A 21,338-nucleotide genomic window follows, 5' to 3' on the forward strand; every position below is an offset into this window, starting at 1 on the left:
ATGTCCAGCCCCGTGGGATTCATTTCCCGACAAATCGCCGAAGTGCCGCGCCCGTCAAACAAAAAGCCTGCCTTCAGCCACCTTCACCGCATGGCCGCCGATGCGGGCGGCCGCCAGTTTGCCGCCTTCGACATTCAGTTCGAGGCGAATGCGCGAAGGCCGGCCCATCTCCAGCCCCTGCTCGATCCACAGTTGTGAAACGCCGTCCGTCGGGCCGTCGAAATGCATGATCGCGCCGGCGAAGGCGGCCGCCGCTGAGCCGGTCGCCGGGTCTTCGTAGGACGGATTGCCGGGCACCATCATGCGGACATGGAAGGCGCTGTCGTGATGCACCGTCTCGCGGCAATAGACATAGGGGCTGGCGAAGGCCCATTCGCTCTTGCGTGGTGCGAGCTCCGACCAGGCCTGGTTGTCCAGCCTGATCCGGGCGGCCGCCTCCAGATTGGCGACGGGGATGGTCACGTAGGGCACGCCCGCCGACCAGAACGAAACGCGGTGGTTCTCGAAGCCGATCTCGTGCGGCCCAAGGCCAAGGGCCGCGCCGATCGCCTCGGGATCGGCCGACAATGCCAGCTGCGCCGGCAGTTTCGCCAGGTCGAACTCGGCAAAGGTCGAACCGTCGTGCTTGCTGACAGCGCAGCGCACCGGGCCAATATTCTCCTCGAGCACGAAGATGCCGGCGGCCTCTCCCGCAATTTCGGCGAGCGCTATCGCCGAGCCGACGGTTGGGTGGCCGGCGAACGGCATTTCATAATCGGGCGTGAAGATACGGATGCGGGCCCGGTGCTTCGGGTTGTCCGGCGGCAGCACGAAGACGGTTTCGGACAGGTTGAACTCGCGCGCCACCGCCTGCATCGTCGCAACGTCCAGCCCATCACAGTCGAGCACCACGGCCAGCGGATTGCCGGCCAGCCAGTTGGTGGTGAATACGTCGTAAAGCAAGTAATTCCGCGGCTGCATCTCAGTAAGTCCTCTGCCTCATTCCAAACATGAGCGAAATTTAATTTGAATTTTGAACCATAAGGCCTGATTTGTGCACCGATGGGATATCACTGAACATAGGGGTCCGGCGTGGACCAGATTGTCAATCTGCCAAAGACGGAATCCGCTTCCGCCATCGAGACGGCGCTCGGGCTCGACCACCAGGGCCTGAAGACAAAACGCCGTCGCGGTTGGGGTTACGCAGTGTTCGCACTGCTTGCCGTCGCCGCGAGTGTCGTCGGCTACCAGTGGTATGCGGGCTCGCCCGCCAAGATCGAGTATACCACGACACTGGCCGCCATGGCCGACCTTACCGTCGCCGTTTCGGCTACCGGCGCGCTGCAGCCTCTCACCCAGGTCGATATTTCCAGCGAACTCTCCGGCGTCGTCCGCTCGGTTTCGGTCAACGAGAACCAGCTGGTGAAGAAGGGCGATGTGCTGGCCGCGCTCGACACCGCAAAGCTGGAGGTGCAGATCGAGCGCGCCCAGGCCTCCGCCAAGGCAGCGGCGGCGAGCGTCGAGGACGCCACCGTGACCCTGGCCGAAAACGAAAAGGCGCTGGTGCGCGCGGCGCAACTGACCAAGCGCGGCATGGCGACGGACCAGTCGCTCGAAGCGGCAACCGCCACCCGCGACCGCTCGAAGGCGGCGCTTGATATCGCCAAAGCCAACCTCGCCATGGCCAATGCCGATCTCAAGGCGCAACAGACGGATCTTGCCAAGAGTACCATCTACGCTCCGATCGACGGCATCATACTGACGCGCTCGGTCGACCCCGGCCAGACGGTCGCCTCCTCGCTGCAGGCGCCGGTGCTGTTCGTCATCGCCGCGGATTTGAAGAACATGGAATTGAAGGCTGCGGTCGACGAGGCCGATATCGGCGCCGTCAAACCCGGCCAGCATGCGCGCTTCACCGTCGACGCGTTCCCCGAACGGCCATTCGACGCCGAAATCCGCGACATTTCCTATGCCTCGGTCACCACCGACGGTGTCGTTACCTATGATGCAAGGCTCGACGTCGACAATAGCGAGCTTCTTTTGCGGCCCGGCATGACAGCCACCGTCTCGGTCGTCACCAAGCAGGCCAAGAACGTGCTCACCGTGCCATCGATCGCCTTCCGCTACCGGCCGGCGCAGACGGCGGAGCGCGGCTGGAGCCTCACCGACCTGTTCACCGGCCGCATGGGACGCCCCGGCGGCAACCGCCAGCACCAGGCGGCGGCGAAGCCCACCGACGGCTCGCGCACGCTCTACGTGCTGGAGAATGGGCGGCCGCATCCGGTCAACGTCAGGGTCGGCTCGACAGACGGAGAACTGACCGAGATCGTCTCCGGCCTGGAGGAAGGCGCGCAAGTCATTACCGCCTCGCAGCAGCGGAGCTGATCGTGGCATCGGGCGCGACCACCCTCATAGGCTTCGACAAGGTCTGGAAAAGCTATGGCCAGGGCGAAGCCCGGGTGCATGCGCTGGCCGGCGTCGACCTCGCCATCAGGCGCGGCGAATTCATCGCCATTATGGGCCCGTCCGGTTCGGGCAAATCGACGGCCATGAACATCATTGGCTGCCTCGACACGCCGACCGCTGGGACCTACAGCTTCGAAGGCATCGACGCCGGCCGTCTCGATCGCAATCGCCGCGCCGTACTGCGCAACCTCTATGTCGGCTTCGTCTTCCAAGGCTACAACCTCTTGCCGCGCACCACGGCGGCGGAGAATGTCGAACTGCCGCTGATCTACCGCGGCGTTGGTGCCCGCGAGCGTCGCGGCCTTGCCATGCAGGCGCTTGCCGAGGTCGGCCTTGTCGGCCGCGAGCATCATACGCCAGCCGAGCTGTCCGGCGGCCAGCAGCAGCGCGTGGCGATCGCCCGCGCCATCGTCACCAGGCCGACGCTGCTCGTTGCCGACGAGCCGACCGGCAATCTCGACACCGCACGCACGCACGAGATCATGGAACTCCTGACGCAGCTGAACAGCGAGCTCGGGCTGACTATCGCCATGGTCACGCACGAAGCCGATGTTGCCGGCTATGCGCAGCGCACGATCCGTTTCCTCGATGGCCATGTCGCCTTGGACACAGCCAATCTCGAGATGGCCTAGCCATGATCTGGGAAACCGTTCGCCTCTCGCTCCGCTCCATCCGCCGCAACGTGCTGCGCTCGTTCCTGACGCTGCTCGGCATCGTCATCGGCGTCGCCGCCGTCATCGCCATGCTGACCATCGGCTCGGGCACCACCGAGAAGGTCAAATCCGACATTTCCAAGCTCGGCAGCAATCTGCTCGTCATCCGTTCCGGCCGTCCGGCCGGGCCTGGCGGACCTGGAGGGCTCGATCAGGTCGTCCGACCGCTGGGCGACAAAGATCTCGCAGCGCTTGTCGCGCATCTGGACGGCGCGCGTGCCATCTCGCCGGCGTCGCAAAAGCAGGTGCGCGTCATTTTCGGCACCGAAAGCCTGACCTCGGGCGTCACCGGAACCGACAGCGTCTATCTCGATGCCCGCGACTGGAAGCTGGTTTCGGGCCGTCCGTTCAGCGATTCGGAAACCCGCTCGGGGACCGGCGTCTGCCTCATCGGCGAGACGGTGCGCCAGCAGTTCTTCGGCGCCGGCGACCCTGAAGGCGAGATCATCCGCGTCAACCGCACTTCCTGCAAGATCATCGGCTTGCTCGAACCGAAGGGCTATACCGGTTTCGGCCAGGACCAGGACAATGTCGTGCTGATGCCGCTCGCCGCCTATCAGCGTCGCATTGCCGGCAATCGCGACATCGATTCGATCTATGTCGCCGCCGACGACCGTACGCCAACCACGGTGCTGCAGCAGCGCGTCGAGGACATCTTGCGCGACACACGCCGCATCACGCCCGACCGCGACGATGATTTCTCGATCCGCGACATGACCCAGATCGCCGATGCCATGGCCAGCGCGACCACCACCATGACTGGCATGCTCGGCGCCGTCGCCGGCGTCAGCCTGCTCGTCGGCGGCATCGGCATTATGAACATCATGCTGGTGTCGGTAACCGAGCGCACGCGCGAGATCGGCATCAGGCTCGCCATCGGCGCCCACGAAAAGCACATCCTCATCCAGTTTCTGGTCGAGGCAACCGTGCTGTCGCTGCTTGGCGGCATCATCGGCATCCTGATCGGCCTGGCGCTGGCCGGCCTCGCCTCGCTAACGCTGACGATCCCGTTTGCGCCAAGCCCGGCGGTCATCCTGCTTGCGGTCGGCTTTTCCGCGCTGATCGGCATGGTGTTCGGCTTCTTCCCGGCGCTGCGCGGCGCGCGGCTTAACCCGATCGACGCGCTGAGGCATGAATAGGCATTGCAGCAAGTGTCGCCTCCAGACGCTGCCAATTTTTTATGCAACCTGCCCTTGTCGCAGCACATTCTGCAATGATAACAATGCTGTTGGGGACTAAGGGGGGAACAATGGATGAGCAAGAAAGCGCGACTGGCTCTGGCGATTGTGATCGTCGAAGCCGCCTTGGCAGGGCTTTGGTGGAATTTGATCCTTTATGGGATGGACAACCCCGATCGCGTCACCGCTGACTTCCAGCAGGTAATTGGGCAGACGATGGGAACGGCGATGGGCGCGCTCCTGGGTCTCGGCGTGCTGTTGTATTTTGTTGCCGCCCGCAACGACCGCAAGGCTATTGAAGGTAGGCTACGACGTTAGAGTTGGAAACCTTGCTCGCTCGCAAAGTGCCATTCGATCAGCGGTCTCATATGCGGCATCAGCCCGTCCGGCAGGTCGGCTGCATTGCGGATGATGACGGGGCCTTCGATTTCAGGCTCTGATTCGGCGGCGACGAATGCACTGATCCGCTGTGCCAGGTCGTCGGCGGAGGCCGTCTCGCGGTAGCGGCGAAAGATCACCGTGCCGGTTGCCGTCGACAGGGCGTAATAGCGCCTGCCGCGTGTCGCACCTGATAGATCGAGCCCGGTTTCCTCCAGTACCTCGCGGATCATGTTGAAGTCGACGTCAACAATGCCGTCGCGGAAATCGGTTGGCTCGAACGAACCGGCGGCGAAGTAGACGCGCCCGGCATTGACCGTATGCGGTGCCATACGGATCGCCACCAACGCGTTGTCGCCGGCGACCAGCATGGCGTGCGCGTAGGCATGTTCGGCGCCAGGCACCTGTCGATTGCTGCGCCAAAGCATGAAGGTCGAATAACGCACCGCATGGCAACGGCCGACTAGGCGATTGTCGCGATAGCTGAGAGCGGAAAGCAGCACCACGGTGCCGTCGAAAAGCGCCGGCTTGGCCGCGGTCTCACGCCGCCAGTTCGCCGCGATCGCGTCGGCATGATCGCGCTCGAACGGATGCGGGCCGGAATCGAGCCTGACGTCGATGGCATCGACCGGCAGGATGACGTTGCGCGGCAAATCGAAACTCACGCCTGTCTCACACCATGTCGAGGGCAATTGCTACTGGGCAATGGTCGGATGCCTTCGGCCGGTCCCACCCGGCGCGTGGGAAGCGCTCGACCTCCTGGCCCGCCGGAAATATGGTGCGCCAAGGCTGCCCGCTACGGATGATATCGGGAACGGCGGTGGCGTTCTGCCTGGCTAGCGCCCTCGACAAAAGGATGTAGTCGAGCTGGCAGAGATGCCGCTCTTCCGGTCCGCGCGTGTGATAGAAAGTCCAGCGGTCCATTTCCGGCCGCCGCTCGACCGTGTTTTCGCAAAAACCGCCGGCAGTGAGCACGTCGATGCAGGACCGGGTCTCGTCGATCACCTCGAAGCGATGGCCGTCGAAAACATCGCCAGTGATCTTCACGCGCTGCCGGTAGTCGTTCATGTCGCCGCAGATTGCCCAGCGCTTGTCGGCGGCATTATCCTTACCGAAGCGCTCCTCGATGATCCGGCGCACCGCTTGCGCCTCGGCGATGCGCAGCGGCATTGTCGCCTCGCGGCCGTCGAGGCCGTTACGGGGCGAGCCCATCGACTTGAAATGCACGAGATACAGCGTCAACGGCGCGCCAGCGACCGTCAGATCGATTTCCAGGCAGTCGCGTCGGAAGATGCGTTCATTGGCCTGGTGACCAAGCGCTGCCAATTCCGCCGTGTGCAGGCCGAATTGCTCGAACGTGACATAGGCGTAGCTAGTCATGCGCACGAATTCGATTGGCTGGCCCTGCGCGGTCTCGTTGCGCATCATCACGGCGACGTCGATGCCGCGCGAATCATTGCCGGCGGTGGTGTATTTCTGCCGGTAGCCTTGCCCCACCATCTTGAACAGATAGCCATATTCGAAGGCCCTCAGCGCCTCGATATTGTCGACTTCCTGCATGCAGATGATGTCGGCGCGGGTGGCCGCGATCGCCAGCGCCGTCAACTGGCGCGTGTCGTCGGATTGCGCGATCGCCCGCGCCTGCTCGAGCATCTTGTATTCGGCCTCGCTCTGGATGTCGAAAAGCGCCAGTGTGCGATCTTCGTTGAGCTGATTGCGGTATCCGGAATAATCAAACCTGTTCATTAGGTTTTCGACGTTGAAGGTGGCAAGGCGCAGCGACATGGCTTTGAGCTTTGCCCGCAAGCGCGCCCGAAAACAAGGGCGCAGAAACCAGGCGGCTCTGATTGATCGCGCGCTCGCCATGGTTGACGGAACCTTTTTGTTCATCTTCCGTTCAGATGGAAAGTTCCATCAATAGGCCCTTCCCCGAGGTTTCTGGGCGTGGGGCCTGAATTTCGGAGAGTGCGATGAAACCGCTCTTTTTATCTTCCGTCAGATCCGGGCTGATGGCCCTCGGTCTGATCGCCAGCCTCTCGGCCCCGTCGCTTGCCGGGCCGATGCCCAAACCCCTGCTGCCGGTGGCGGGCAACGCTGCCGACATCGTGCAAATTCGTGAAGATTGGGCAGGCGGCAATGACAGGCAGATCTGGCGTTGGCGCAATCGCGGCTTTCGGCAATGGCACGGCGGCGACGATTGGAGATGGCGGTCCCACAATTTCCGCGGCCGTCATTTTTCGAGACACTGGGACAATGGCGGCTGGGACGACAGCTGGCGCTGGCGCCACCATCGCCGCCATTACCGCGGCGGCTACTATGATGATGGTGCGGGTGCCGCGATTCTTGGCTTGGGCCTGGGCCTCGGCCTTGGCAGCCTGTACAACAGCTACAACTACTACGACGCGCCGCCACCGCGCCGCTATTATCGCGCAGGGCGGCTTTCCAGTGCTCATGTCCAATGGTGTTACAATCGCTACCGGTCGTACCGCGCCTGGGACAACACCTTCCAGCCCTATTACGGGCCGCGCCAGCAATGCTACTCGCCCTATAGGTAAGCAGGCCGACAACAAGCATCATTCGGCGCCGTGCTTCGCGGCGCCTTTTTCTTCCAGCCAGGAACCGCGAACATCGCCCAGTCCCGACTGCTGATAACGCTATTTTTATCAGGCAGGTCTAATAATCCTCCCGATCAGAACGCCCGAGACGCGAAAAATGGCTGGATTGCGTGCGATGGCCGAGGACGAACAGAGGGACAAACACCGGCAGCGCGTCTTGAAGGGCGCGACGATCCTGACCGGCGTGAGCAATTCCGAGGTCACATGCACGCTGCGCAACATGCACGCCGGCGGCGCCGAATTGAAGGTCTCGATCGACGCGCGCGTGCCCGATGAGTTCCTGCTCTATGTTCCGACCGACGGCATTGCCTACAAGGCCGTGGTCCGCTGGCGCCGCGAGGATCGTATCGGCGTGATGTTCACCGGTACCGAACCAAAGCCCAGTTGGCACTACGGCTGAGATCCCGGCGCTATCCGGGTGGCAGGACTCGCAGTGTCTGCTCGTCAAACAGCGGCTCATCCTGGCCGACGCGAACGAATAGAAGCTTTCGCAGTTCGGGTGATTGCACCTCGAAATACTGAATGCCGTCCGGGGCTTCGCCCCATTCGCCGCAAGGCGGTACGCCGACCTCGTCAGGGTTGGCGACGGTCTTCAATTCCTCACGATAGGCGGCATTGGGACTGAAAACATACCGGAGGATGCGCGCGGGCGTCGCCCCTTCGGTGTAAGGCATGAGCACGCAACGTGTGCTGATGGCTTTCTCGGTCTTCTCCGTAAAAATGCGCTGCAACGCAGCATCGGCGGCCTCGCCAGGCAGCATATCGAAGACTTCGACGACAGGATCGGCCGGCCCGCCGTCGCTGTATTTGATGGCAAGAGCATTGCCGCCAAGCTCGAAATGAATCCGGCGAAGACCGAAATCGCAACGCTGCACCCAGGCAGCCAGCCCGACATCCCTGTCCGCCAGCCGTTCCCAAGCGCATTTGTCGACAGGCGGACGCGACGGCTTGCTTTGGTCGGCACGAGCGCCGGTTGCCATGGCAACAAGGACCGGCAGGGCGCAGATGCAGGCCGGCAGTCTCTTGCTATTCATCGCTGCAACCCGACAAGGTAAAGGCATCCCAGGCTGAACCGTCGGGATTGGCATTGGCGAAATCGGGCCATTCGGTAAAAATCGCGCCGAAGTCAGGCAACAGCAACCCTGCCGGTGCCGGCGAGGCTTCGCGGGAATTCAACTGCTCGGCACCGCCTGCATTGAACGCATAGACTTGCCCATCCCACACTCTGCACAGCCCGGTGCCGTCCTCGAGACCAGCCTCACGATCGTCGTCGGTGCAGGTGTGCCGGATCGTGCCCACAGGAAAGGAGTACTTGCCATTGGTCCAGGTAATGTCCGACGGCAGACGAATGTCGGTATTGGGCACGATCAACGAAAAGACCTCGGTCGTCAGCGCGGCCGGCTCGTTGTTGGTTGGCCGGAACTGTATCGTCGCTCCCGAACGCGGCTCGCGATAGGTCGCATGGCTGAGCGAACATTCTGTTGCGTTCGCTGCTTGCAACAGGCTCAGCATGCTCAGAAAAATAGCTGCTGCTTTGCGGATGATCATTTAAGTCCCTTGGAGCAGCATCATTGTGAAGTTTGAGCATCGATGCTTTAGCATGGCCCAAGGCCGCGTCGAAAAGAAAGAATCGATGATGCGAAATCTCTTGATGCTCATTTCGATCTTAACATTTACGTGCGGCAGCGCCTTTGCCACGGAACCCTATGTGGGCACATGGTCCGGGGACAGATCGAACTGTACCGCCGTTGCGGATGTTCAACGCCAGACTGTCTACACATTGTACCGCGACGCGCTGTCGGTCCCTGCTCTCGGCTGCGAACACGCATCGTTTCTCAAGACGCCTACGGGCTGGGTGGCTCGGGCCAGCCAATGCTACGGATCCGACCCGTCGGCCGAAGAGCCGTTCTCCCGTGTCATCCATATTGTGGTCGACGGGGCGACGGTGAGATTGACATGGCCTGGCTTCGACAGCGGAGTTCTTGTCAGATGCTGAAGACAGGCGTCTTTTTCCGCTGGATATGCAGCCTAGGACAGCAGCTTCAGATGACGCCTACCAGCAGCGCGGCTCCACCGAGGAGGCCAACTGCGCAGACCCACAGGAGCCAGAGCCCGCTCACCCTGCATTCGAGAACCGCTGCAACCGGGTTGTCGGGATCGTAGTGGACCTCGACCTTGTCGCCCTGGAGGTAGCGCTGCGATCGACCGCTGACGAGGCTCGGCAGCGAAGCCGTCACGTTTGCGCCGAACGCGATGCGATCGGCGGCGTAGCGCTGGCCGGCGACGCTATAGCTGTAGACGACGCGGGATTTGAAGACTGTCCGCCAGGGCCGATAGCCGCCTCCGGACCTGTCGCGGGTCTCGAATTTCTGCAGGCCCGAAGCATCGATGCGTCCTGCCGTGATCGGCCATTTGGCCGCCTGTTCCGCAAGTGACTTCTGGGCAAAGCCCATGCGCAGGACAAACAATCCCATGAAAAGCAGCAGGGCAGCGGCGCCGAGGTTCTGCGGCCTGGGCAAAAACGGCCGGATCGCTTCGAGGACGCCGCCGACGGAGAAGACCAATACAAGCGCGCCGACCACCAGCCCGGCCGAAAGCTGGACCATGAACTTGAAGGAGCCGTCGGGCATGGTGCGTTCGATCACCGCCTTGGCTGGATCGGCCGGATTGTAGAAGACGGTTACGCCGGCCCCGTTTGGAAATTTCGCAAGGGTTTCCGCCACTGCAAAGTTTCCAAGGTTCTCCTGCACGCTGTAGTGCGAACTGCGAAATGTCTTGCCGTTCACCTTGTATTCGAAGGTGATTGCCGGGAAGTTGCGGATTTCGGTCGACCCTCTGCTGTCCGAACCGGATCCCGAACTGGTCACCTCGCGGGCCTCGACCCGCGACGAGATGATTTTTCCCGGCGTCGGAGACCAGCGGCTGACCGCCCTCACCTCCCACCATTTCAGCAAGGTGACGAGGGAGAGCATGCCGGCAACCGCGCAGGCAAACCCGATCAACAGAAATTTGAGTTCCAACTCTCACCCCCTTGGCACTTTTGTGCCATGCCCCGCACAGGCATATCACGGTGATGAGGATAGTGCGCCTGTCCAGAAGCCTGGAAACCACACGATCTTGATGCGAAAAGGCCGGCGGATCGCTCCGCCGGCCTTTCTTGATCGGCAATGAAATTGCGATCAGTTCTTGGCCTTGTCGACCAGCTTGTTCATGGAAATTCCCACGCGCCCGCAGGGCGAAGCCCGAGGACGGGTAACGAAACGAACGTGGACGTCCTTCAGTTCTTGGCCTTGTCAACCAGCTTGTTCTTCGAAATCCACGGCATCATCGCGCGCAGCTTGGCGCCGACTTCCTCGATCTGGTGGCTGTCGTTGTTGCGGCGGATGCCCTTGAAGCGCGACATGCCGGCGCGGTATTCCTGCATCCATTCCGAGGTGAACTTGCCGGTCTGGATATCCTTCAGCACGCGCTTCATCTCGGCCTTGGTCTCGGCGGTGATGATGCGCGGGCCCGAGACATATTCGCCCCATTCGGCGGTGTTCGAGATCGAGTAGTTCATGTTGGCAATGCCGCCTTCATAGATCAGGTCGACGATCAATTTGACCTCGTGCAGGCACTCGAAATAGGCCATTTCCGGCGCGTAGCCGGCTTCCACCAGTGTCTCGAAGCCGGCGCGGATCAATTCGACCAGGCCGCCGCACAGCACCACCTGCTCGCCGAACAGGTCGGTCTCGCACTCCTCGCGGAAATTGGTCTCGATAATACCCGAGCGGCCGCCGCCAACGCCGCAGGCATAGGAGAGCGCCAGGTCGAGCGCATTGCCCGAAGCGTCCTGGTTGACCGCGACCAGGCACGGCACACCACCGCCCTTCTGGTATTCGCCGCGCACCGTATGGCCAGGCCCCTTCGGCGCGATCATCACGACGTCAACCGAAGCTTTGGGCTCGATCAGGCCAAAATGCACGTTGAGGCCGTGGGCAAAGGCGATCGCTGCGCCATCGCGGATGTTCGGCGCGATCTCGGATTTGTAGATGTCGGCCTGCAGCTCGTCCGGCGTGGCCATCATCATCAGGTCGGCCCACTTGGCGGCATCGGCTACGCTCATCACCTTGAGCCCGTCGGCCTCGACCTTCTTGGCGGTCGCCGAGCCGGCTTTGAGGCCGACGGCGATGTCCTTGACGCCGGAATCCTTGAGGTTGAGCGCATGCGCCCTGCCTTGGCTGCCATAGCCGATGATGGCGACCTTCTTGCCCTTGATCAGGTTGAGATCGGCATCGCGATCGTAATAGACACGCATTTTTGTTCCTTCCCGTTTTGAATTCAGAGGCCTTGCGGCCCGGTTTTTGCCCCGTAAAGAGCGAGAAACTGCTGCGTCGCCCGGACGGCATCGCCGCCGATCGCCGCATCAGTCAATTCCAGCCGGTCGCCAAGCAGCAGGCGGATCTGCACGTCGCGGGCGACCAGCCCGAAAAAGGTGCGGAACGCCGTCTCCGCGTCGGAAAACTCGAGGAAACCAGCTTCCTTGCCTGCCTCCAGCACCGGTTTAAGGCGCCGGGCCAGTGCGAAGCGGCCGTTCTCCAGCACGATGGCGCCGAGATCGTCCTTCCCCGAACTAGCATGGCCGACCGCCACCCTGTTCAGCGCGATCGAGGTGTCGCTCGAAATTACCTTGAGCCAGTCCGAAGCGAAGCGTTCGAGGCTCGCCGTCAGCGAAGGGAGGTCGAGCCCCTTGCGGTCGACCGGCACTACCCGCACCTTAGACGCCTGCCATTGTACCGTTGCCGTCAACAGCCCGTCGCGATCGCCGAACCATTTGTAGAGCGTCTCCTTCGAGCAGCTCGCCCGCCGCGCCACGGCGGTCATGGTCAACTGATCGCCCTCTTCGACCAGCAGGCGAAGGGCGGCGTCGAGCACGTCCTTCTGCCGCTCCGTCAGCGCCTCGCTGGTTTCGATGTCGGTCACAGCGTGCAACACAGTTTTTCCTCAGGACGCGAACTCACCCGCAGTTCAGATACGAGCTCGATGGCGTACCGTACGTTACGGTTCGGCTTTATGGCGTATTGCCCGACCCGACGCAAGCCTTTATTTCTGTAGCTTGCTCCATGCGGGGCATCACGGGAGACACTGATCATGCTCGCCGGATTGCTTGCGTTGACCGTTACCGCAGTGTTCGCGGGTGCGGCTATCTACGTCAGCGTCGCCGAACAGCCGGCGAGGCTTCGCCTCGAGGACAAAGCATTGCTGCAGGAATGGCAGCCTTCCTACAAGCGCGGCGCCGCCATGCAGGCCTCGATCGCCGTCATCGCCTGTATTCTAGGCCTCGTCGCGTGGTGGCTGACCGGCAATCTCGCTTTTCTGGCCGGCGCTGTGCTGATCATCCTGCCTTGGCCATGGACGCTGCTGGTGATGATGCCGGCAAATAGGTTGCTGGAGGCGATGGACGCGAACTCCGTCAATCCTGAAGCTCGGACATTGATCGCCAAATGGGGCAATCTGCATCTGGTCCGCGTCGGGCTTGGCGTTCTGGCGACGTTGGCATTCCTCTTGGGCAGTGCCTGACCTCGCCAATCGGTCGCCATCTTCGTCATGAAGGCGTGTCACTCCAGGGCGGGCGGATCTCGCAGGCGCCCAAGCAGAGCTGACAGCGCGTCCAGTTCAACATTGGAAAGCCGGGAGCCGACCAACTCCGCGATCGACCGGCCGTAGACAGCCCACATGCGGCGGCGCGTCTCGCGTCCCTTGTCTGTGACGCGGACTGTTTGCCCGCGGCCGTCATCGGCAACTGGAAGCTTCTCGACCTGCCCGTCGGCTTCGAGCCGCGCCAGCAGCCGGGAGATGTTGTACTGCGCAAACAGGGTGCGCTCGGTGAGTTGGAACGGCCGCAATCCGCCCTCGCCCGCCTCGGCAAGCTCGTGCAGGATGTCGTACCAGGCAAGCGGCGGCAGGCCACTGTCCTTCAGCGCGTCCTCGGCTCTTTCCAACAACTGGCGCGAAACCCGCATCAGGCGGGCCCAGGCCTTGATGGCTGGAGGTGAAGGAATCCCGGTCATGATTGCATCGTAGGCGATAGATGCAATTGCATCAAGCTTGACGATCGATGCAAATGCATCTATATAGATGCAATCGCATCAATCACGAGAGGCAATTCCGATGAAGCATGAAATCTGCAAGATCGCCGACATTCCGGAAACAGGCAGCCTCATCGCTCCGTTTTTCGGCCGCGAGGTCCATGTCTACCGCAGCGGCGAGCGTATCCGCGCCGCCGCCAACGTCTGCCTGCATTTCGGTGGCCCGCTCGACTGCAAGGACGGGAAGCTCGTCTGCCAGTGGCACGGCGCCTCGTTCGACATGGCGAACGGTGATCGCCTCGAAGGCCCGGCGCCGAAGGGCTCCCGCCTGATGTTCCTCTCCACCCGCGTCGAGGACGGTGCTTTGAACTATGTCTGGGGGGAGTGAGATGACCGACAAGCTCACTCTCGTCAGCCATCATCTTTGCCCCTATGTGCAGCGCACGGCGATTTCGCTTCGCGAAAAGGGCGTGCCATTCGAGCGCATCACGGTCGATCTCGCCAACAAGCCTGCCTGGTTCAAGGCGATATCGCCGCTCGGCAAGGTGCCGCTGCTCCGCGTTGGGCATGACGGCCAGGAAACGGTGATCTTCGAATCGCTCGTCATCCTCGAATTCCTCGAGGAAACCCAGCCCAATCCGCTGCATCCCACCGACCCCTACGCCCGTGCCCGGCATCGCGCCTGGATCGAGTTCGGCTCGGCAATCCTCAATGCCATCGGCCGCTTCTATTCAGCTCTCACCGAAGCCGCCTTCATCGCCGAACGCGGGGCTCTGGCAGCAATGTTCGATCGCCTGGGAGTGGAACTGGCGAACGGCGCGGCTGGGCCATGCTTCGACGGCGAGCGCTTTTCACTGGTCGACGCGGTCTACGGCCCGATTTTTCGCTATTTCGACGTCTTCGACCGGATCGGCGATTTCGGCATCCTGGACGGAAAGCCGCATGTCCAGGTGTGGCGCGAGGCGTTGCGCAAACGCCCATCCGTGAAGGGCGCGGTCGCTCCCGATCATCCGCAACGCCTCCATGCATTCTTGCAGGCTAAGGGTTCGCACCTTTCGGAAATCATCCGCCAAGGCGATCCGGCCACAGCGCTTCCGCAAGCCCTATCGGCTTGAATGGATTGGGCACCGTTCCTGTAACCATGGAAGCAAGAAACTGCGGCGCCGGCGGGACTTTTGCCAGCGTCGCCACCAGCCTGTCGCGGACGAACGGCATCACAATCGAATCCGATTGATAAAACGGCGTCAGCACCAGCGACAGCGTCTGGAAGACCCGCACATGCCATCGCCGCGCCCGAACGTAAGCTTCCAGCGCAGTATCGATACGGTCCGTTCCTATGAGCGCGTAGTTGAGCGCGGCTGCATCGAGCAGCGCCATGTTCGCGCCCTGCCCGAGCTGCGGGCTTGTCGAATGGGCCGCGTCGCCGATAACGGCCAATCGCCGTCCGGCTGGCGTCTTCATCGTGTGATGGCCATAGCGCGCCAGCGAGAGCTGCTCGAAACTGTCGATCTGGTCGATGAAGGCCGCGCATTCAGGCCACAGCCCGACCAATCTCGCCTTCCATGCCTCGAGACCTGCCGCCCAGACGCGCTCGGCATCCGCCGGCTTGAGGCTCCAGAAGAATGCCGCCATCTTCTGGGCATCCGGCTCGGGCCGGCCGATTGGCAGCACGCCGATCATCACGCTCGCGCTGTCGTAGCGCTGCAGCAGCGCGTGCTCGTCGAAACCCTCGCCGCGCCAGCCAAGCGATGCCCAGAACGCGCCATAGGCGAGCGATCGCGGTTCGCCCGGATTGTTCACGCACCGCCGCAGTTTGGAGCGCGAACCGCTGGCATCCACTACCAGGTCGAACGACCCTATCCGTTGTCCGTTGCCGCAGATCAATGTTGCCCGCTCGCCGGTTTCCAGCGTCTCGAGCTCGATACCTGTCTCAATGGTGAGCGCCTGGCGCCGGGCGGCGCGGAAAAGCACGCCGAACAGAGCCGCGCGGTGCACCGCCAGCCCGAAGCGGCCGCCACTCCGGGCATCGTAGCGGACGTCGAGCACTGTGCGGCCGGTCTTGGCATCTGCACCATGCAGGCGGTCTATGCGGCTGCCCAGCGCCAGAATGTCATCGAGCAGGCCGAGATCGGCAAGCACCGTCAGCCCGGTCGGCTGCAGGATCAGCCCGGACCCGACCGGTTGTGGCTGGTCGAAGCGCTCGAAGATGGTGACCCTATGTCCGGCGCGCGTGAGATAGAGCGCGGCGGCAAGTCCAGCCGGCCCGGCGCCGGCAATCGCGATGTCCAGAGAATTGCCCATCTGCCCGCCCCAACCCAGGCCGGACAATCCTTCAGCACCGCCGCTAAATCAAGCCGCCGTCTCGGCCTGGAGGCTCAGCCTTCGGCAGCATCGAAAACCTTCCGTGCCTCGCGTACAGCGCCGTGATTGAGCTCGGCCCATTGGATCAGCTGATGCAAGGGTCCAAACATCGAGCGCCCGAGATCGGTGAGGCTGTATTCGACGCTCGGCGGTTTGGTCGGGAACACCTGGCGATGCACATAGCCGTCGCGCTGCAGATCGTGCAGCGTCTGGGTGAGCATGCGCTGTGAAATATCGGGCACCAGCCGCCGCAATTCGCCGAAGCGGTACGGCTTCTCGGCCAAGGCCTCCATCAACAGTGAACTCCATTTATTGCTTATGCCCTGGATCACGTCGCGAACCGGGCAATCCGCAAGGTTTCCGCCACCGCTGCCTGCTTTGTATATCTCGAGCTTCGATCTCAGATTGACGATCTTGCCGTCCATGGCTGGTTCCCTGGGTGTGCCTACCTCCCGCAAAACTGCCTTCTTTACGAGGATGGGTCAATTCCTATTTTAGTGCTGGTCTCTTTTTGAGACTAACATATGCACCCGCCGCTCCGGCGCAACGTCAGGACATCTCATGACCGACACCCTTCTCGTCACCGGCGCCTCCGGCCAGCTTGGCCGCGGCGTCATTAATCATCTGCTTGACACGCTCAAGGTCTCCCCTCAGCGCATCATCGCCGCCACCCGCAACCCGGAAAATCTGGCCGATCTGGCAGCCCGAGGCGTCACCATCCGGGCAGTCGACTTCGACGACGCCACGTCGTTGGCCAGTGCATTTACCGGTGCGGACAGGGTTCTGATCATTTCGACAAACGAGCTCGCCGTTCCGGGCAAGCGCCTGAAGCAACATGAGGCTGCGGTCGCCGCAGCAAAAAGCGCCGGCGTTTCGCATCTGCTCTACACGTCGATGCCCAGTCCGGAGCCAGGATCGCCGGTACTGTTTGCGCCTGATCACCACGGCACCGAGCAGGCGATCAAGGCGAGCGGTATCCCCTACACCATCTTCCGCAACGGCTGGTATCAGGAGAACCTGTTCATGGCGCTGCCGCACGCCATCGCGTCGGGGCAGTGGTACACATCCGCCGGAGACGGCCGCATTGCCCATGGCGCGCGCGACGACATGGCCGCGGCGATCGCCGCCAGCCTTGCTTCGAGCGGAACCGAAAGCACGACATACACGCTGACCGGCCCCAAGGCCCACACGATGGCCGAGATTGCAGCCCTCGTCACCGAAGTTACCGGCAAGCCGATCGAGGTCGTCCAGCTTTCGGACGAAGCGCTGACCGGGGGATTGAAGGCAGCCGGCGTCCCCGAAGGTTTCGCGCCTGTCATCGTTTCCTTCGACACCAACACACGCTCCGGCCGCATCAGCATGGTGACGGACGCGACCGAGACGCTGTCCGGCAGGAAGCCGCGGCCGCTGAAGCAATTTCTTGAAGCAAACAAGGCGGCTCTGGTGAGCTGAGCCTGACAAATGGCGGTGCCCTTCGAAGGGCACGGCCGTTTGCTCAGATAGCCACCTGCGTTCCGATCTCGACGACGCGTCCGGTCGGGATCTGGAAATATTCCGTCGCATCGGCCGCCGTGCGCGCCAGCCCGATGAACAGCTTGTCCTGCCAGACCGGCATGCCGGAATTGGGCGAGGCCTTGAGAGAGCGCCGCGACAGGAAGAAGGACGTCGTCATGATGTCGAACTTCCAGCCCTGTTTGCGGCAGATCGCCAGCGCACGCGGGATGTTGGGCTGCTCCATATAGCCGAAGGTCAGCGTCACCCGCATGAACAGCTCGTTGACCATTTCCATCTTGACGCGCTCGCTGTCGGGCACGACAGGCTGCGGCGCAGTCACCACCGAAAGGATGACGTTCTGCTCGTGCAGCACCTTGTAGTGCTTCAGGCTGTGCATCAGCGCGGTCGGCGCGCTCAGCGGATCGCTGGTCAGGAACACCGCGGTGCCCGACACCAGATGCGGCTTCTTCTTCAGCAGATTGCCGGCGAGGAAATCCAGCGGGATCTCGTTCCGGCGCGTCTTGTCGAACAAATAGCGGCTGCCGCGGATCCAGGTCCACATAGTCATCACGATAACTGCGGCGATGGCAAGCGATGCCCAGCCACCTTCAAACACCTTGACTATGTTGGCGGCAAAGAAGCCGGTATCGACGAAGGCGAACACGGCCATCAAGGCGATCGCGACGCCGAGCGGCCATTTCCAGATGCGCGTCATCACAACAAAAAGCAGCACATTCGTCACCAGCATGTTGCCGGTCACCGAAATGCCGTAGGCCGAGGCCAGGCGGCTGGATTCGCCGAAGCCGACCACCAGCAACATCACTACCAGCGCCAGCATCAGGTTGATGCGCGGCAGATAGATCTGGCCCGACTGTTTTTCCGACGTATGCTGGATAACGAAACGCGGCAGCATATTGAGCTGCACCGCCTGTCTGGTCAGCGAAAAAGCGCCGGAGATCACCGCCTGGCTGGCGATGACGGTCGCCGCCGTCGCCAGCACGACCATCGGAATAAGCGTCCAGCCCTGGTTCATCTCGAAGAATGGATGACCGACAACGCCGCCATTTGCCAGCACGAAGGCGCCTTGCCCGACATAGTTGAGCAACAGACAAGGAAACACGATTGCCAGCCAGGCGAGTACGATCGGCTTGCGGCCGAAATGGCCGAGGTCGGCATAGAGCGCCTCGGCGCCGGTGACGGCGAGGAAGACCGCACCAACCGTGACGAAGGCGACATCGGGCGAGTTGACCAGGAACGACACGATGTAATGCGGGCTGATCGCCAGCAGGATTTCCGGATCGGCGATGATGTGGTTAATGCCGGAAAGGCCGATGGCCAGGAACCACAGCGCGGTGACTGGCCCGAACACCAAACCTACGCCGCCGGTGCCGAATCGCTGTACCGCAAACAGGATCGCCAGGATGGCCAGTGTCAGTGGCACCACATAGGGCTGGAATGTCGGCGTGACGACGTTCATACCTTCGACCGCCGATAGCACCGAGATCGCCGGCGTGATGACTGCGTCGCCGAAAAAAAGCGCCGCGCCGACGATGCCGATGCCGAGGATCACCGCCGAGCGCGTCGGGAAGCTGTTGCGCGCCAGCGCCATCAGCGACAGCACCCCGCCCTCGCCTCGATTGTCGGCGCGGAGCACGAACATGATGTATTTGATGGTGACGGTGATCGTCAGCGACCAGATGATCAGCGACAACACACCGAGGATGTCGCCACGGTTGGCGACGTTGCCACCGGCCGATGCGTGCAACGCCTCGCGAAATGCATAGATCGGGCTGGTACCGATATCGCCGTAAACCACGCCGAGCGCGCCCAGCATCAGCACCTTGGTGCTGTGCTGCTCGACCTCAGAATGGCTGGATTGTTCGACAGGTTCTGCCTCGTTACCAGCATTGGTAAGGGCCATGGACGACACTCCGGTAAGCGGGCGGTGCTCTACGCTTGCTGCGCTGCAATATCAAGTGCCGTCACGTAATGGCTCCGTCCCGATATTGCGAGCCCTCCACGACTTGGCAGACTCAGTCCGATCGGCAGACCACCTGGAATGTCGCAACGGACACGTTTTTAAATAGCCACCTGCGTCCCGATCTCGACGACGCGTCCGGTCGGGATCTGGAAATATTCCGTTGCATCGGCCGCCGAGCGCGCCAGCCCGATGAACAGCTTGTCCTGCCAGACCGGCATGCCGGAATTGGGCGAGGCCTTGAGAGAGCGCCGCGACAGGAAGAAGGACGTCGTCATGATGTCGAACTTCCAGCCCTGTTTGCGGCAGATCGCCAGCGCACGCGGGATGTTGGGCTGCTCCATGTAGCCGAAGGTCAGCGTCACCCGCATGAACAGCTCGTTGACCATTTCCATCTTGACGCGCTCGCTGTCGGGCACAACCGGCTGCGGTGCCGTCACCACCGAAAGGATGACGTTCTGCTCGTGCAGCACCTTGTAGTGCTTCAGGCTGTGCATCAGCGCGGTCGGCGCGCTCAGCGGATCGCTGGTCAGGAACACCGCGGTGCCCGACACCAGATGCGGCTTCTTCTTCAGCAGATTGCCGGCGAGGAAATCCAGCGGGATCTCGTTCCGGCGCGTCTTGTCGAACAAATAGCGGGTGCCGCGTATCCATGTGGACATGATCAGCCCCATGCCGCAGGCGACCGTGATCGACACCCACCCGCCTTCGAGGATCTTGACGACGTTTGCGAGGAAAAATCCGGTATCGATCGTGCCGAACAGCAGTGTGAGCGCGGCCGCCAGTGCAAGCTGCCATTTCCACCGGAACCGCATCACCACGAACAGCAGGATGGTCGTCATAAGCATTTCGCCAGTCACCGAAATGCCATAGGCGGAAGCCAGCGCACTCGAACTGCCAAAGCCGACAACCAGCAACATCACGCCCAGCGCGACCACCAGATTGACCCGCGGCATGTAGATCTGGCCGGATTGCATCTCGGAAGTATGCTGCACCTCGATGCGCGGCAGCAGATTGAGCTGTACCGCCTGGCGAGTCAGCGAGAACGCGCCGGAGATCACCGCCTGGCTGGCGATCACCGTCGCTGCCGTCGCCAGGCCAACCATGGGCATCAGGGCCCAATCAGGCAGCATTTGGAAGAACGGATTGGTGGGTTTGCCGCCATTGGCCAGGACGAACGCCCCTTGTCCGAAATAGTTGAGGAGCAGACAAGGGAACACGACGGAGAACCACGCCAGCACTATTGGCCTGCGGCCGAAATGGCCGAGATCGACATAAAGGGCTTCGGCCCCGGTGACCGCCAGGAACACAGCCCCGACCGTGACGAACGCACCGGTGGGCGTATTGGCCAGATAAGCGACCGCGTAATAGGGATTGATCGCCAGCAGGACCGACGGGTCGTCCAGCAGATGGTAGACCCCGGCGGCACCGATCGCCAGGAACCACGCTGCCGTCACCGGTCCGAACACGGCCGCCACCCTGCCGGTGCCAAAGCGTTGCACGGCAAAAAGCATTGCCAGGATGATCAGCGTGATCGGAACAACATAAGTTTCCAGCGTCGGGGTCACCACTTCCAGGCCCTCGACCGCCGAAAGCACGGAGATGGCCGGCGTTATGATGGCGTCGCCGAAAAACAGCGCCGCGCCGCAAAGTCCGATCCCCAGAATGAACCGGGCTCCCTTTGGATAAGCGTTGCGCGCAAGCGCCATCAGCGACAGCGTGCCGCCCTCACCCTTGTTGTCGGCTCTGAGCACGAAAGCGACGTACTTTATCGTGACGATGATCGTCAGCGCCCAGACGATAAGCGACAGCACGCCAAGGACGTCGTTGCGCGCTACCGGTCCCGACGATGCGTGCAGCGCTTCCCGAAACGCGTAGATTGGGCTCGTGCCGATATCGCCGTAAACCACGCCCAACGCGCCCAGCATCAAAACTCTGGTGCTGTGCTGTTCGGCCTTGGAGTGGCTGGATTGTTCGATGGGTTCTGCCTCGCTACCGGCGTGGGCAAGAGCCATGGACGACACTCCCATAGACGTGCGGCGCTCGACGCTGCGGGATGGAAAGGACGCGCTGCCGTGCCCGGAACGCATGGCCTATCGGCTCGCCTT

Annotated in this window: 24 protein-coding genes; 11 read left to right on the forward strand and 13 right to left on the reverse strand. The window is 62.2% G+C overall.

Translation table 11 applies throughout. The annotated features are described in order from the left end of the window. Positions 1 to 54 precede the first annotated feature (54 nt). Positions 55 to 960: a PhzF family phenazine biosynthesis protein gene (locus tag NKH60_RS00780; RefSeq protein WP_352831139.1), complete on the reverse strand. Its 906-nt coding sequence runs from the start codon at positions 958 to 960 to the stop codon at positions 55 to 57. A 111-nt stretch (positions 961 to 1,071) separates the two neighbouring features. On the opposite strand from NKH60_RS00780, the gene NKH60_RS00785 reads away from it, so the two are divergent. The 4 genes from NKH60_RS00785 to NKH60_RS00800 all read left to right on the forward strand — a co-directional run bounded on the left by NKH60_RS00785 (position 1,072) and on the right by NKH60_RS00800 (position 4,654). Further along, positions 1,072 to 2,364: an efflux RND transporter periplasmic adaptor subunit gene (locus NKH60_RS00785; protein ID WP_352539596.1), complete on the forward strand. Its 1,293-nt coding sequence runs from the start codon at positions 1,072 to 1,074 to the stop codon at positions 2,362 to 2,364. A 2-nt stretch (positions 2,365 to 2,366) separates the two neighbouring features. Beyond that, complete coding sequence (locus NKH60_RS00790; protein ID WP_352681709.1) at positions 2,367 to 3,077, forward strand: ABC transporter ATP-binding protein; 711 nt, start codon at positions 2,367 to 2,369, stop codon at positions 3,075 to 3,077. A gap of 2 nt (positions 3,078 to 3,079) precedes the next feature. After that, on the forward strand, positions 3,080 to 4,297 hold the full coding sequence (locus tag NKH60_RS00795; protein WP_352815349.1) for an ABC transporter permease: 1,218 nt from the start codon (positions 3,080 to 3,082) through the stop codon (positions 4,295 to 4,297). A gap of 114 nt (positions 4,298 to 4,411) precedes the next feature. Further along, positions 4,412 to 4,654, forward strand: a complete 243-nt coding sequence (locus tag NKH60_RS00800; protein WP_352636669.1) for a hypothetical protein — start codon at positions 4,412 to 4,414, stop codon at positions 4,652 to 4,654. On the opposite strand, the gene NKH60_RS00805 is transcribed toward NKH60_RS00800, so the two are convergent. Both NKH60_RS00805 and NKH60_RS00810 read right to left on the reverse strand, forming a co-directional pair. Next, positions 4,651 to 5,379 (reverse strand): hypothetical protein, encoded by a 729-nt coding sequence (locus NKH60_RS00805; RefSeq protein ID WP_352831143.1) that lies wholly within the window; start codon positions 5,377 to 5,379, stop codon positions 4,651 to 4,653. The genes NKH60_RS00800 and NKH60_RS00805 overlap by 4 nt on opposite strands. A 7-nt stretch (positions 5,380 to 5,386) precedes the next feature. Then, complete coding sequence (locus NKH60_RS00810; protein WP_352539592.1) at positions 5,387 to 6,499, reverse strand: endonuclease/exonuclease/phosphatase family protein; 1,113 nt, start codon at positions 6,497 to 6,499, stop codon at positions 5,387 to 5,389. Between NKH60_RS00810 and NKH60_RS00815 the strand changes: the two genes are divergently transcribed. From NKH60_RS00815 to NKH60_RS00825, 3 genes are all read left to right on the forward strand, one after another. Beyond that, entirely contained in the window at positions 6,498 to 6,635 is a 138-nt protein-coding gene (locus NKH60_RS00815) for a hypothetical protein (RefSeq protein WP_352470206.1), read from the forward strand. The two genes, NKH60_RS00810 and NKH60_RS00815, sit on opposite strands and share 2 nt — an antisense overlap. A 49-nt stretch (positions 6,636 to 6,684) precedes the next feature. Then, on the forward strand, positions 6,685 to 7,269 hold the full coding sequence (locus tag NKH60_RS00820; protein WP_352539591.1) for a BA14K family protein: 585 nt from the start codon (positions 6,685 to 6,687) through the stop codon (positions 7,267 to 7,269). A 175-nt stretch (positions 7,270 to 7,444) separates the two neighbouring features. Beyond that, the gene (locus tag NKH60_RS00825; RefSeq protein ID WP_352470452.1) at positions 7,445 to 7,729 is read left to right on the forward strand and encodes a PilZ domain-containing protein; all 285 of its coding nucleotides are present in this window, start codon (positions 7,445 to 7,447) and stop codon (positions 7,727 to 7,729) included. Positions 7,730 to 7,739: 10 nt separating this feature from the next. On the opposite strand, the gene NKH60_RS00830 is transcribed toward NKH60_RS00825, so the two are convergent. The 5 genes from NKH60_RS00830 to NKH60_RS00850 all read right to left on the reverse strand — a co-directional run bounded on the left by NKH60_RS00830 (position 7,740) and on the right by NKH60_RS00850 (position 12,303). Further along, positions 7,740 to 8,363 (reverse strand): hypothetical protein, encoded by a 624-nt coding sequence (locus NKH60_RS00830; protein WP_352831145.1) that lies wholly within the window; start codon positions 8,361 to 8,363, stop codon positions 7,740 to 7,742. Beyond that, positions 8,356 to 8,877 carry a hypothetical protein gene (locus NKH60_RS00835; protein WP_352539589.1) on the reverse strand — a complete coding sequence of 174 codons (522 nt, stop codon included), beginning with the start codon at positions 8,875 to 8,877 and terminating at the stop codon, positions 8,356 to 8,358. The genes NKH60_RS00830 and NKH60_RS00835 overlap by 8 nt, the downstream gene beginning before the upstream one ends. 494 nt (positions 8,878 to 9,371) lie before the next feature. Next, the gene (locus tag NKH60_RS00840; RefSeq protein WP_352831147.1) at positions 9,372 to 10,349 is read right to left on the reverse strand and encodes a DUF3592 domain-containing protein; all 978 of its coding nucleotides are present in this window, start codon (positions 10,347 to 10,349) and stop codon (positions 9,372 to 9,374) included. A 257-nt stretch (positions 10,350 to 10,606) separates the two neighbouring features. After that, a complete protein-coding gene (gene ilvC, locus NKH60_RS00845; RefSeq protein WP_352831149.1) occupies positions 10,607 to 11,626 on the reverse strand; it encodes a ketol-acid reductoisomerase in 1,020 nt (339 codons plus the stop codon). Positions 11,627 to 11,649: 23 nt separating this feature from the next. Further along, entirely contained in the window at positions 11,650 to 12,303 is a 654-nt protein-coding gene (locus NKH60_RS00850) for a TetR/AcrR family transcriptional regulator (RefSeq protein WP_352539587.1), read from the reverse strand. 156 nt (positions 12,304 to 12,459) lie between these two features. Between NKH60_RS00850 and NKH60_RS00855 the strand changes: the two genes are divergently transcribed. After that, positions 12,460 to 12,888, forward strand: a complete 429-nt coding sequence (locus NKH60_RS00855) for an anthrone oxygenase family protein (protein ID WP_352768909.1) — start codon at positions 12,460 to 12,462, stop codon at positions 12,886 to 12,888. Between the two features lie 38 nt (positions 12,889 to 12,926). Here NKH60_RS00855 and NKH60_RS00860 read toward each other — a convergent pair whose 3' ends face one another. After that, entirely contained in the window at positions 12,927 to 13,379 is a 453-nt protein-coding gene (locus tag NKH60_RS00860; RefSeq protein WP_352539585.1) for a MarR family winged helix-turn-helix transcriptional regulator, read from the reverse strand. A gap of 100 nt (positions 13,380 to 13,479) precedes the next feature. On the opposite strand from NKH60_RS00860, the gene NKH60_RS00865 reads away from it, so the two are divergent. Both NKH60_RS00865 and NKH60_RS00870 read left to right on the forward strand, forming a co-directional pair. Next, the gene (locus NKH60_RS00865) at positions 13,480 to 13,785 is read left to right on the forward strand and encodes a Rieske (2Fe-2S) protein (RefSeq protein WP_352470198.1); all 306 of its coding nucleotides are present in this window, start codon (positions 13,480 to 13,482) and stop codon (positions 13,783 to 13,785) included. A 1-nt stretch (position 13,786) separates the two neighbouring features. Beyond that, a complete protein-coding gene (locus tag NKH60_RS00870; protein ID WP_352870873.1) occupies positions 13,787 to 14,512 on the forward strand; it encodes a glutathione S-transferase family protein in 726 nt (241 codons plus the stop codon). Here NKH60_RS00870 and NKH60_RS00875 read toward each other — a convergent pair. Then, entirely contained in the window at positions 14,460 to 15,698 is a 1,239-nt protein-coding gene (locus NKH60_RS00875) for an FAD-dependent oxidoreductase (protein WP_352768915.1), read from the reverse strand. The genes NKH60_RS00870 and NKH60_RS00875 overlap by 53 nt on opposite strands. 74 nt (positions 15,699 to 15,772) lie before the next feature. Then, positions 15,773 to 16,183 (reverse strand): winged helix-turn-helix transcriptional regulator, encoded by a 411-nt coding sequence (locus NKH60_RS00880; protein WP_352466906.1) that lies wholly within the window; start codon positions 16,181 to 16,183, stop codon positions 15,773 to 15,775. Between the two features lie 136 nt (positions 16,184 to 16,319). On the opposite strand from NKH60_RS00880, the gene NKH60_RS00885 reads away from it, so the two are divergent. Beyond that, a complete protein-coding gene (locus tag NKH60_RS00885; protein WP_352870876.1) occupies positions 16,320 to 17,210 on the forward strand; it encodes an SDR family oxidoreductase in 891 nt (296 codons plus the stop codon). A 43-nt stretch (positions 17,211 to 17,253) separates the two neighbouring features. On the opposite strand, the gene NKH60_RS00890 is transcribed toward NKH60_RS00885, so the two are convergent. Beyond that, the gene (locus NKH60_RS00890) at positions 17,254 to 19,173 is read right to left on the reverse strand and encodes a potassium transporter Kup (RefSeq protein ID WP_352450049.1); all 1,920 of its coding nucleotides are present in this window, start codon (positions 19,171 to 19,173) and stop codon (positions 17,254 to 17,256) included. Between the two features lie 158 nt (positions 19,174 to 19,331). Then, positions 19,332 to 21,245, reverse strand: coding sequence for a potassium transporter Kup (locus tag NKH60_RS00895; RefSeq protein ID WP_352815360.1), 1,914 nt, complete (start codon positions 21,243 to 21,245; stop codon positions 19,332 to 19,334). Positions 21,246 to 21,338 lie beyond the last annotated feature (93 nt).

The sequence above is a fragment of the Mesorhizobium sp. M1006 genome (genome assembly GCF_040318825.1).
Taxonomy (GTDB): Bacteria; Pseudomonadota; Alphaproteobacteria; order Rhizobiales; family Rhizobiaceae; genus Mesorhizobium.